A 12164-nucleotide genomic window follows, 5' to 3' on the forward strand; every position below is an offset into this window, starting at 1 on the left:
TGCTGAACAGACGGCAGCTTGTAAAATACCGCTTAGCCCCCATTTATATATTTAAATCTTATGTGTGCGTGCAAATATTATGACTTTAGCGTTATCTATTAAACAATTACGAAAAAGCTATGCAAATGGCTTTGAAGCCCTGAAGGGGGTTGATTTAGAGGTGGCCGAGGGTGATTTCTTTGCTTTGTTAGGCCCTAACGGTGCTGGTAAATCCACGACCATTGGCATTCTCTCGACCCTAGTCAACAAAACCAGTGGTAGCGTGCAGGTTTTTGGCCATGATTTGGATACTGATCCTTTGGCGCTCAAACGCTGCATTGGTTTGGTGCCGCAAGAATTCAACTTTAACCAGTTTGAAACGGCACACAATATCCTTACGACCCAGGCGGGCTATTACGGTATTAAGCTTAAAGAGGCACGGGTGCGTGCAGAAGAGTTACTTAAGCAACTGGGATTGTGGGATAAGCGCAATGTTGCTTCGCGGATGCTTTCCGGAGGGATGAAGCGGCGCTTAATGATCGCCCGAGCCTTGATGCACAGGCCGCGCTTGCTGATTCTTGATGAGCCAACTGCTGGTGTTGATATTGAATTGCGCCGCTCCATGTGGGAGTACTTAACTGAGCTTAATGAGCAAGGTACAACGATTATTCTCACCACGCACTATTTGGAAGAAGCAGAGCAGTTGTGCCGCAATATCGCCATTATTGATCACGGCTATATTGTCGAAAACTCCAGCATGCGCGCCTTGCTTGGGCAGCTATCGAAAGAGACGTTTTTACTGGACCTCAATACTAAACAACAACAAGCACCCATTCTGGAAGGCTATTCAACCCAGCTACTGGACGAGTGCACTTTACAGGTGCATGTGGAAAAACACCGTGGTTTGACCGAATTATTCACCCAACTCTCGGCGCTGGGGATTGAAGTGCAGAGTCTGCGTAATAAAAGTAACCGCTTAGAGGAGCTTTTTGTGTCATTGGTTGAGAAAAATTTGGAAGGTGATCAAGCATGAGCGCAGAATTAAAGTCTAATTTGATTGCTTTGCAAACTATTGTGTACCGTGAAGCGCGACGTTTTTTACGTATTTGGCCGCAAACCTTATTGCCACCCGCGATTACCATGGTTTTGTATTTTGTGATTTTTGGTAATTTAATTGGTAGCCAAATCGGCGATATGCATGGCTTTACGTATATGCAATATATTGTGCCGGGCTTAATCATGATGACGGTTATTACCAACTCGTACAGCAACGTAGTATCGAGCTTTTTTAGTGCGAAGTTTCAGCACTCCATTGAGGAACTGATGGTGTCACCGGTTTCACCGCATACCATTTTGATTGGTTATGTGATTGGCGGTATTTTACGCGGCCTAGGTGTTGCAGCCATTGTCTCTGTGTTGTCGTTGTTTTTTACCGAGCTGCAGGTGTATAGCCTGCCGATTACCATTGTGGTGATTGTCTTTACTTCTGCAGTGTTTGCCTTGGGTGGCTTTTTAAACGCAGTGTTTGCACGCAACTTTGATGATATTTCTATCATTCCAGCTTTTGTATTGACGCCGCTGACCTATCTTGGCGGGGTTTTCTACTCGGTGGATATGCTGGGTCCGTTTTGGAAAACCATTTCCATGGCGAACCCTATTTTGCATATGGTTAACGCCTTTCGTTATGGAATATTAGGGATTTCAGATATTGATATCAGTGTAGCGATTAGCTTAATGCTGTTAACAACTTTGATCCTCTATATCGTCTGTGTGCGCTTGTTGATTTCTGGCCGCGGTATGCGCTCCTAAGCAGTAAGTCTGTAAGTTGGCCTAGAAGTTGCATTTATCTCAGTAAGCATCGCAAAGCGTCAAAAAAAGCGATAGGAGATAAAAATGAGCCAAGGTATAGAATTCAATCGGTTGATGTTAGAAATGCGTGCCATGCAAACCGATGCAATGTCACGTGTGAAGCCGGCTGCTGTCGAGGAGACACAGGCAGCAGGCGGCCCTAACTTCGCTGAAATGCTCGGTCAGGCTGTTGGTAAAGTAAATGAAACGCAGCAAGCATCAAACCAGCTCGCTAAAGCCTTTGAAATAGGGCAAAGTGGCGTCGATTTAACCGACGTGATGATTGCTTCACAGAAAGCCAGCGTTTCCTTCCAAGCCATGACCCAAGTTCGTAATAAGTTGGTTCAGGCTTATCAAGATATTATGCAGATGCCAGTTTAGGGGCGATAGATCATGGTTGATGCAACGGCAAATACACCGCAAACCACCGAGCAGCCAGCACCCGCGAAGCCAGCCTTCGCCGGCTTAGCATTTCTCGATAACTTAGCGCAGATGCCTGCTTTGCGTCAGGTTGCATTGCTCGTAGGTTTGGCCGCCAGTGTCGCCATAGGTTTTGCAGTGGTTTTATGGTCGCAGGAACCTGATTACCGCCCGCTGTATGGCAGCTTAGCTGGGCTCGATGCCAGTCAGGTGATGGACACCTTAAACAGTTCAGGCATTAACTACCGTGTTGAACCCAATTCCGGGGCTTTATTGGTTAAGTCGTCTGAGTTAGCCAATGCGCGACTGAAGCTGGCCGCTGCTGGTGTCTCGCCAACAGACAGCACCATTGGTTTTGAGATTCTTGATAAAGAGCAAGGTTTAGGCACCAGTCAGTTTATGGAAACTACGCGCTATCGCCGTGGTTTAGAGGGCGAGTTGGGCCGGACCATTGCCAGCTTAAATAATGTTAAAGCGGCGCGTGTGCACCTGGCCATTCCCAAAAGCTCAGTTTTTGTCCGTGATGAGCGCAAGCCCAGTGCCTCAGTTCTAGTGGAAATGTATCCCGGGCGCAGTCTTGAGCCGAGCCAGGTTATGGCGATTATTAATTTGGTGGCGACCAGTGTGCCGGAGCTGCAGAAGTCGCAAGTGACTGTGGTTGACCAAAGCGGCAATCTGTTATCCGATCAAGAAGAGCTGTCGGAGATGAGTCGAGCCGGTAAACAGTTTGATTACACGCGCCGCTTAGAAAATTTATTTACCCAGCGCGTACACAATATTTTACAGCCTGTATTAGGTGTTGGACGTTATAAAGCTGAAGTGTCAGCAGATGTTGATTTCAGCGCAATCGAATCAACCTCGGAAACCTTTAACCCAGATCAACCGGCATTACGCAGTGAACAGTCCTCATCTGAGCAGCGTCAAGTCAGCAGTGGTCCGCAAGGAGTTCCCGGCGCTTTGAGCAATCAGCCACCGGGCGCTTCCATAGCGCCTGAAGTGGTCGGTGCTGTTGCCGTAGAAGGGCCTGTTCCTGCAGGGCAACCACTGGTGGATGCCGATGGCCAGCAAATCATTGACCCAAAAACCGGTGAGCCAATGCTGGCGCCTTATCCGAGTGATAAACGCGAGCAGTCGACCCGTAACTTTGAGCTGGATCGCTCGATCAGCTATACCAAACAAGATCAAAACCGCTTGCAGCGCTTGTCTGTGGCAGTGGTGGTTGATGATCAGGTAATTGTTAATCAAGAAACCGGCGAACAGGTGCGAGTGCCTTGGAGCGAGCAAGATATCGCACGCTTCACGCGCTTGGTGCAAGACTCTGTGGGCTTTAATGCCAGTCGTGGTGATAGTGTCAGCGTTATTAATGCTGCTTTTGCACCGATTCAAGCAGAAGAAATTCTCGATATTCCTTTTTATACCGAGCCTTGGTTCTGGAGTATTGTGAAACAAATCCTCGGGGTTTTGTTTATCTTGGTGCTGGTGTTCGGTGTGTTGCGGCCCTTACTGCGTAATGTGGTGGGCGGCGGTAAAAGCAAGGAGCTGGCGGTTAGTGAGCGCTCAGATGATGCCGACTTAGGTGGTATGGATGATTTTGACCCAGGCTTAGCGGATGATCGCGTCAGCCTTGGCGGGCCGCAAAATATTTTATTGCCCAGCCCAAGCGAAGGTTATGATGCACAGTTGAATGCGATTAAAAGCTTAGTCGCTGAAGATCCAGGACGTGTGGCGCAAGTCGTGAAAGAATGGATTAACGCTGATGAGTGAGCAATCGTATGACTACTAAACTCAATAAGGTCGATAAAGCAGCCATTTTGCTGCTATCACTGGGTGAAACCGATGCTGCGCAAGTGTTACAGCACATGGGCCCTAAAGAAGTGCAGCGGGTGGGTTCGGCCATGGCGCAAATGCGCAATGTGCACCGCGAGCAAGTCGAAGAAGTCATGAGTGAGTTTGTTGAGGTGGTGAGCGACCAGACCGGTTTAGGTGTCGGCGCTGACGGCTATATTCGTAATATGCTTACACAGGCGCTCGGTGAAGATAAAGCTGGCAACTTAATTGACCGCATTTTGCTGGGTGGCAATACCAGTGGCCTCGACAGTTTGAAGTGGATGGAGCCCCGCGCCGTAGCAGATGTGATTCGCTATGAGCACCCGCAAATTCAAGCCATTGTTGTCGCGTACTTGGATGCTGATCAGGCTGGTGAGGTGCTGGGGCATTTTGACCATAAAGTTCGCTTAGACATTATGCTGCGGGTATCGGCGCTGAACACCATTCAGCCTGCGGCGCTAAAAGAGCTGAACACTATTTTAGAAAAACAGTTTTCCGGAAACTCCAATACCTCGCGCACCACCATGGGTGGGGTTAAGCGAGCTGCAGACATCATGAACTTCTTAGACAGCTCCATTGAAGGGCCGTTGCTTGATGCTATTCGTGATTTGGACCAAGACTTGTCGGGCAAAATTGAAGATCTGATGTTTGTCTTTGATAACTTAGCCGATGTGGATGATCGCGGCATTCAGGCTTTAATGCGTGAAGTCTCTTCTGACGTTTTAGTTTTAGCGTTAAAAGGTGCAGATGAAGCCATTAAAGAAAAAATCTTCAAAAATATGTCAAAACGTGCTTCTGAACTGTTGCGTGATGATTTAGAAGCCAAAGGGCCTGTGCGCATCAGTGAAGTCGAATCGGCCCAAAAAGAAATCCTTACCATTGCTCGCCGTATGGCGGATGCAGGCGAAATTGTGCTTGGTGGTAAAGGTGGCGAAGAGATGGTGTAGGCATGCCTGAGAAAAAACCAAGCAGTGAGTTAATTCCAGCGCAAGAGGGCGAAGTCTTCAGTTTATGGGACTTACCAAGCTTTGATGATCCAACTGCTGCCGAAGTTAAAGAGCAAGCTCAGGCTGCTGAGCCGGTTGAGGAAGTCGAGCAAGAGGTGCGCGTTGAAGAAATGGTTGCCGAAGACGTCAAACCATTGACACTCGATGATGTGGAAGCCGTTCGTCAAGACGCTTGGAACGAAGGCTTTAGTACCGGTGAAAAAGATGGCTTTCATGCTGGGCAACTGAAAGCAGCGCAAGAAGCAGAACTGGTCTTGCAGGGTAAAGTACAGGCTCTAGAGCAAGTGATGCAGGCATTTTTTGAGCCGATTGCCAAGCAAGATCAACAGCTGGAAGAAACCATGCTGGAGATGATCATGCAAATCAGCCAACAAGTGATTCAGCGCGAGTTAACGCTTGATTCCAGTCAAATTACCCAGGTGGTGCGTGAGTCCTTAAAGCTGCTTCCGATGGGCAGTGCAGCGGTGCGGGTGTATGTGAACCCACAAGACTTTGAACAGATTAAAGCATTACGTGAGCGCCATGAAGAAAGCTGGAAGATTATTGAGGACGATGATTTGCTCCCAGGCGGCTGCCGCTTTGAATCAGTGAATACGCAAATTAACGCCAGCATCGAAACCCGCATTGAACATATTGCTACGCAAATTTTAGAACAACAACGTGAGCTAAAAAGCCATCCTTTAGAGCCTGATTTGCAGGTGTCCCTTGATGGGGCCGCTATTGTCAGTGAAGCGGAGTCGCTGAGCCAAGTGCAGCCACACAGTGAGCAGCCAGTTGAGTCTCAGGCGCAGGCTCAGCCACTGGCCGCCAGCAATGAAGCTGAATCAGAACCTGAGCCTGATTTAGAGCCAGAGCCAGAAACCCCCGCAGAACAACTCACTGCAGCGCCGCAGTTAGAGCCTGCGACCGATGCAGCAGACAATCATGCCCAATTAAGCCTGGACGAGTCAGAGCCGGCTCCTGAACAAGAGCCTGAGCCTGCGGGTACTGCTGAACAGCCAGATCACCCGTCGGTGAATTAATCAGGAGGTTCTATGCAGCTACAGCGCACAGGTTTTGCCACCCGTCTCGGGGCTTATAAACCAGCCACCCAATTGAGTAAAAAACCGCTGGTGGAAGGGCGTCTTATTCGTATGGTGGGTTTGACGTTAGAGGCTGAAGGCCTCCAGGTGCCAGTGGGCAGTCGTTGCTTGGTGATCAATAACGATGGGTACCAAGCCGTTGAGGTTGAGGCTGAAGTAATGGGCTTTTCTGGCGAAAAAGTTTTCCTGATGCCTATTGGTAATCTCACCGGCATTGCGCCGGGTGCGCGGGTGGTGCCGGTGGCTGGAACTGACCGAATGCCCATGGGCATGTCCATGTTGGGTCGAATTCTGGATGGTGCTGGACGGCCTTTAGATGGTAAAGGCCGCATTGAGGCAGAAGAATGGGTGCAAATGGAAGGCCAAGCGATCAACCCTTTGCAACGCCACCCCATCAGCGAGCCTCTTGATGTTGGTATTCGCAGTATCAATGGGCTGCTGACCGTGGGCCGTGGGCAACGGATTGGTTTGTTTGCCGGTACGGGGGTGGGTAAGAGCGTACTGTTGGGAATGATGACCCGTTTTACTCAAGCGGACATTGTTATCGTTGGGCTGATTGGTGAGCGTGGCCGTGAAGTTAAAGAGTTTATTGAAGATATCCTCGGTGAAGAAGACCTCAAACGCGCCATTGTCGTCGCGTCGCCAGCGGATGATGCGCCCTTGATGCGCTTGCGCGCAGCGATGTATTGCACACGTATTGCTGAATATTTTCGTGATAAAAACTACAACGTTTTATTATTAATGGATTCTTTGACCCGCTACGCCCAAGCACAGCGGGAAATTGCCCTAGCCATTGGCGAACCGCCAGCCACCAAGGGTTATCCGCCATCGGTGTTTGCTAAGTTGCCCAAACTGGTAGAGCGTGCGGGTAACGCTGAGCAAGGCGGCGGATCCATCACTGCGTTTTATACGGTGCTGTCTGAGGGAGATGACCAGCAAGACCCGATTGCCGATGCGGCGCGCGGTGTGCTGGATGGTCACTTTGTCTTATCCCGAGACTTGGCCCAAGAAGGCCATTACCCAGCTATTGATATCAGCGCCTCAGTGAGTCGAGTGATGCCACAAGTGGTATCTGCCGAGCACCTGAGTGCCGCACAGCGCTTTAAACAGCTGTGGACGCGCTACCAGCAGAGTCGTGACTTAATCAGCGTAGGTGCTTACGTGGCGGGCGGTGATAAGGACACTGATATGGCCATTGAGCGTTATCCGCATATGTCGGCGTATTTACGCCAAGGCTTACGTGAGACGGAAACTATGGAAAAAAGTACCCAGCATTTACTGGCTGTGGTTAATCCAGCAGCGGTAGGTTGATAGACGATGATGAAGCGCGCGCAGCGTCTGCTGCCAGTGGTGGATATGGCGCAAGAAGCTGAGCGCGAAGCAGCAGCGAAACTCAGTCAATACCAACAGGCTTTGCAGCACGCCCAAGAGCAGTTACAAAATCTGCAGCAATACCGTGATGACTATCAACAGCAATGGATTGATAAAGGGCAGACTGGGGTCAGTGGCCAGTGGCTGATGAACTACCAAAGGTTTTTATCGCAGCTGGAGGTGGCCATTGAGCAGCAAGAAAAAAGCCTAGCTTGGCATGAACATAATCTGAGTGGCAGTCAAAAGATTTGGCAGCAAGCCTATGCGCGTTTGGAAGGTTTGCGTAAGTTAGTGCAGCGCTACCGTGAAGACGCGCAAAAAGCCGCAGATAAGCAAGAGCAGAAGCTGCTGGATGAAATGGCTCAGCGCCTTATGGCACAGCAGACTAGGCGCAATTGAAGCACTGTTGCTAGACAGTGCCACAGTAGGTGGAACACTCTATGCAAGATTTTCAATGGATGCTCGAGTACGGCATCAATCGTTTTGGTTCTTTAGCTGCTTTAGAAGCACGCTTGCCGCAGCCAGCCACGGCGGCGCAGCTCACTGCTGTAAGCGATGACCGTTATTTGTCCTTATTGGCTTTGCGAGTCTTTCGTGCCGGCTTGCGGCACAGTGTAGTGGATGCTAAATGGCCGAATTTTGAAGAGGTTTTTTGGCAGTTCAATCCCGATAAAGTTGTGCTGATGAGTGCCGAGCATATTGAGCGCTTAATGCAAGATACACGGATTATCCGTCATTTAGGCAAGCTCAGAAGTGTGCCGCGCAATGCCCAGATGGTGCTGGATATGCGTCGAGAATATGGCAGTTTTGGTGCTTTTCTAGCCCAGTGGCCGAGCAGTGATATTGTCGGTTTATGGCGTTATTTAGCCAAGCAGGGCCAGCAACTGGGCGGTATGTCGGCGCCGCGTTTTTTGCGAATGGCTGGCAAAGATACTTTCTTGCTGAGCAATGACGTTACCGCAGCGTTAATTGCGCAAGGCATAGTGACTAAACAACCCACCAGTCAGCGTGACTTAGCGGCAGTGCAAGAGGCGTTTAATAGCTGGCAAGCGCAGAGCGGGCGGCCCCTGTGCCAGCTTTCGATGCTGCTGGCTTTGACGACAAACCATTAATTAAGTCACAATTATTGACCATTAAGTTTGCACTTTGCGTCAATGCAAGGCATATTGCACCGCTAAATCCGAAAGTATTTTGTATGTATGTCTAAATTAATCAAGAGCATCGTTTGCGGTGTGAGCTGTTTAGTCTTGGCTTCTTGCGCCAACTTAAACACCGAACAGCGTCAAGCGTCTTCAGTTAAGCGAGACACAATAGAGCTTAATTCACGTGCTTTATTAGCGGTCTTAGACCGTTTTGATGAGGCGCAAGAAGCTGCAGTACAGTTGCAAGACGATTCGCTGCTCAATGAGTACAAGCTGCCAGGTCTTAGCGACAGTTTACTGGATCGCAGTAAAACACTGTTAGGCACCCCGTACCGTTACGGTGGTAGTAGCCGTAAAACAGGTTTTGACTGCAGTGGTTTTGTAAGCTATGTGTACAAAGAAGAGTTAGGCATCAAGTTGCCACGTACCACTGGCGAGTTATTAAAGATGGATGCGCCAGTGATTGCTCGTTCTGATTTAGAGCCGGGTGATTTGATTCTGTTTAATGACCGCGGACGTGGACGCGTAACCCATGTGGGGATTTATATGGGGGATGATGAGTTTATTCATTCATCCAGTAAGCGTAGCGGTGGTGTGCGGGTTGATAAGCTGAGCAATCGCTATTGGAATGCCAGTTATTTACAAGCCAAACGCGTATTAAGCGCTGAAGAAGCGAAAGAGCCTGAAAAGCAAGCCCAGCTTTTATCTAAAATCGTTCAGTAATACACAGTTAATTAAAAATACCGCTGCGTGCCTCACTCAGCGGTATTTTTTTGTCTGATTTATAGGCCAAGTAGTTCGGCAACATAATCAGCGTCTTTGTCACCGCGTCCAGATAAGTTAATCAGAATACTTTGTTCAGCTGTCAGGTTGGGTGCTGTGCGTATTGCCCAAGCCACTGCATGCGCACTTTCCAGTGCGGGAATAATGCCCTCAACACGGGATAAACGCATAAAAGCATCCAAGCATTCTTGGTCTGTGACGTTGTCGTATTGCACACGTCCCAGATCTTTTAAATAGCTGTGTTCTGGGCCAGAGCCCGGATAATCCAACCCCGAGGCAATGGAGTGCACTTGTGCTGGGTTACCTTCGTCGTCTTCTAGAACGTAGCAGGCCATACCGTGTAAATAGCCAAATTTGCCTTTGCTCAAGGACGCAGAGTGGCGTTGCGTGTCCAAACCTTCACCGGCTGGCTCAACACCGACCAACTGCACATCCTTATCATTTAAAAACGCTGTGAACATACCTATCGCGTTGGAGCCACCACCTACACAGGCAGTGACGTAGTCAGGCAGGCACTGCTGGCGCTCGAGGAACTGCTCACGAGCTTCTTTGCCAATGATCGACTGGAAGTCACGGACCATCTTAGGGAAGGGGTGCGGACCCACTACAGAGCCGATGGCGTAAATAAATTCTTCTGGGTTTTTTAAGTATTCTTCAAAGGCACTGTCCACTGCTTCTTTGAGGGTGGCGGCACCTGCAGTGACTGGAATTAACGTGCAGCCCAAGATTTTCATCTTCACCACATTAGGGTGTTCTTTCTCAATATCGGATTGGCCCATATGGATTTCACAGGGAATACCCACCAGTGCGCAGGCTGTGGCTAAGGCAACGCCATGCTGACCGGCACCAGTTTCGGCGATAACTTTCTTTTTCCCCATAAACTTAGCCAATAAAGCTTCACCAAGGCAATGGTTAATCTTATGCGCACCGGTATGATTGAGGTCTTCGCGCTTTAGATAAATTTGCGCACCGCCCAGTTGTTCACTTAAACGTTTGGCGTGAAAGATTGGGCTGGGGCGGCCAACGTAATCGGCAAATAAGCTGGCTAGCTCCGCTTGAAAGTCAGGGCAGGCACGGATTTCTTCGTAGGACGTATTAATCTCATCCATGATTTTTTTCAGGTGATCAGGTACATATTGACCACCATAAGGACCAAAGTAACCTTGTGCGTCTGGCATGGCGGCAAAAGAGTCAGTGCTCATCGATAAGTTCATCCTTCAAAACGTAGTGAGCATACAAGGGCATGCTTTAAAAAATAGACTTGGCGCCATGATGAGCGCTCTATTAAAACGGCATTTTGTCGCAACTGCGCAGCTAAAAGGTTGCTGCACAGACACCGTTAATCGCTATTCGTTGAGGTGTAAACGAAAACGCAATGTCAGGCCTTTGAGAAACTGGCGCATAAGCTGATCACCACACTCACGGTAATTGGTGTGGCCGGCTTTTCTAAATAAAGCGCTGAGTTCAGGCTTGGAAATCTCAAAGTCCACAGAGTCTAAAATATCCAGCAAGTCGGCTTCATGCAGAGTAAAGGCCACGCGCAGCTTTTTTAAGATGGTGTTGTTGGTTAGCGGCAGTTCAGTCGGTGGCGCGGGTTGCGGGCTAGGACCGCGGCGCTCGAGGATTAAATTGTCTAAAAAGCCCACCATTAATTCATCATTCATATAGACAAATGACTCATCGTCTTCGCTGGCTAAGTAGCTGCGTAAGGTGGCGATGTCTAAGTCTGGCTCTACGCCATGCAGCATGTCGAGTAGGGCGTTGTCACTGAGGTCGAGGGTGTAGCGCAGGCTGCGCAGTACATCATTATTAAGCATAGAGTTCTCGGTTCATTATGGGTATCAAAAGTGAATTAAAATTTTTGCGTAGGCGGGCAGTAGCGCCATTGCCCTAACGGCAGCTTCCCCATGGATACTGCTCCAATACGGATGCGGCGCATGGCTAAGACGTCAAGATCAATGCTGGCGCACAAACGCTCAATGACACCTTCGGATGGGTCTTTAAGTACCATGCGAATATGCTCTTCGTTTTGCTGGCTGGCTTTACAACCCGGTAAGCCCACGCCTTTGATCATTTGTGCATGGGCCAGGCGTTTAAGGCGTTGCGGGTTGATTTCACCGGCGACTTGCACCACATATTCTTGTTCAAGGCGTGTGCGGTCATCGGTTAATTTGCGTAGGGTGCGCCAATCTTGAGTAAAAACTTGTAAGCCGGTGGCTTTATTTTGCAGTGGCAGCTCGCTAGTTAAACGCGCAAAGTGGCCTTTAAGCTGCTGGATGCCACTGGGGTCTTCTGGCCAATGCGTCTGGGCTGTCAATAATGCCAGCTGCTGCTCTAGCGTAGCGTTGGCTAGCGCTGGCTGGTTAAGCAGTAAAGTGATCGGTGGCAGAGGCTCAGCTACAGCGTCAGCGTGCAACTCGACTTGCTGATCGGTAATGGGGAATTGCGGCTCATCAACTACAGCGCCATTGACCCGCACCCAGCCGCCTTCAATATAGAGCTGGGCTTCACGGCGTGAGCAGCCAATTAAATCAATTAAATGTTTGGAAAGACGCACTGAATCAGTCATAAGAAAAAGCCAAAAGATAATGGCGTAGTATACTGGGTCTGTCTGTTTTATACAGTGCGCCGCTATTTAATGCGCTGTATACCTTTATTGTTCGTGCTGGTGCCTTTTATTAAGGGTACAATCGCCGCCTTTTCAC

Annotated in this window: 12 protein-coding genes and 1 pseudogene; 10 read left to right on the top strand and 3 right to left on the bottom strand. The window is 49.3% G+C overall.

Features of this window, described 5'->3' with window-relative positions:
- Nucleotides 1-79: 79 nt before the first annotated feature.
- From O6P33_RS07495 to O6P33_RS07540, 10 genes and pseudogenes are all read left to right on the top strand, one after another.
- Nucleotides 80-1012: an ABC transporter ATP-binding protein gene (locus O6P33_RS07495; protein ID WP_269817169.1), complete on the top strand. Its 933-nt coding sequence runs from the start codon at nt 80-82 to the stop codon at nt 1010-1012.
- On the top strand, nt 1009-1788 hold the full coding sequence (locus O6P33_RS07500) for an ABC transporter permease (RefSeq protein WP_269817170.1): 780 nt from the start codon (nt 1009-1011) through the stop codon (nt 1786-1788). The genes O6P33_RS07495 and O6P33_RS07500 overlap by 4 nt, the downstream gene beginning before the upstream one ends.
- A gap of 84 nt (nt 1789-1872) precedes the next feature.
- Nucleotides 1873-2208, top strand: coding sequence for a flagellar hook-basal body complex protein FliE (gene fliE, locus O6P33_RS07505; protein WP_269817171.1), 336 nt, complete (start codon nt 1873-1875; stop codon nt 2206-2208).
- Between the two features lie 12 nt (nt 2209-2220).
- Entirely contained in the window at nt 2221-4011 is a 1791-nt protein-coding gene (gene fliF / locus O6P33_RS07510) for a flagellar basal-body MS-ring/collar protein FliF (RefSeq protein WP_269817172.1), read from the top strand.
- An 8-nt stretch (nt 4012-4019) separates the two neighbouring features.
- Nucleotides 4020-5021 (top strand): flagellar motor switch protein FliG, encoded by a 1002-nt coding sequence (gene fliG / locus O6P33_RS07515; protein WP_269817173.1) that lies wholly within the window; start codon nt 4020-4022, stop codon nt 5019-5021.
- A 2-nt stretch (nt 5022-5023) separates the two neighbouring features.
- Nucleotides 5024-5791: pseudogene (gene fliH / locus O6P33_RS07520) on the top strand (flagellar assembly protein FliH); the annotation flags it as partial.
- Nucleotides 5792-6115: 324 nt separating this feature from the next.
- Nucleotides 6116-7474: a flagellar protein export ATPase FliI gene (gene fliI, locus O6P33_RS07525; protein WP_269817174.1), complete on the top strand. Its 1359-nt coding sequence runs from the start codon at nt 6116-6118 to the stop codon at nt 7472-7474.
- Nucleotides 7475-7480: 6 nt separating this feature from the next.
- Nucleotides 7481-7933 (top strand): flagellar export protein FliJ, encoded by a 453-nt coding sequence (gene fliJ, locus O6P33_RS07530; RefSeq protein ID WP_269817175.1) that lies wholly within the window; start codon nt 7481-7483, stop codon nt 7931-7933.
- A 41-nt stretch (nt 7934-7974) separates the two neighbouring features.
- Entirely contained in the window at nt 7975-8646 is a 672-nt protein-coding gene (locus O6P33_RS07535) for a DNA-3-methyladenine glycosylase I (protein WP_269817176.1), read from the top strand.
- An 87-nt stretch (nt 8647-8733) separates the two neighbouring features.
- Nucleotides 8734-9399, top strand: coding sequence for a C40 family peptidase (locus O6P33_RS07540; protein WP_269817177.1), 666 nt, complete (start codon nt 8734-8736; stop codon nt 9397-9399).
- Between the two features lie 59 nt (nt 9400-9458).
- Here the strand turns inward: O6P33_RS07540 and trpB are convergent, their stop codons facing one another.
- The 3 genes from trpB to O6P33_RS07555 form a co-directional block, all read right to left on the bottom strand.
- Nucleotides 9459-10661 carry a tryptophan synthase subunit beta gene (gene trpB, locus O6P33_RS07545; protein ID WP_269817178.1) on the bottom strand — a complete coding sequence of 401 codons (1203 nt, stop codon included), beginning with the start codon at nt 10659-10661 and terminating at the stop codon, nt 9459-9461.
- 144 nt (nt 10662-10805) lie between these two features.
- Nucleotides 10806-11276, bottom strand: coding sequence for a DUF1456 family protein (locus O6P33_RS07550; RefSeq protein ID WP_269817179.1), 471 nt, complete (start codon nt 11274-11276; stop codon nt 10806-10808).
- 35 nt (nt 11277-11311) lie between these two features.
- Nucleotides 11312-12028, bottom strand: a complete 717-nt coding sequence (locus O6P33_RS07555; protein ID WP_269817180.1) for an rRNA pseudouridine synthase — start codon at nt 12026-12028, stop codon at nt 11312-11314.
- Nucleotides 12029-12164: the final 136 nt, after the last annotated feature.

It is taken from the genome of Denitrificimonas caeni (assembly GCF_027498055.1).
In the GTDB taxonomy this organism is placed as follows: Bacteria; Pseudomonadota; Gammaproteobacteria; order Pseudomonadales; family Pseudomonadaceae; genus Denitrificimonas.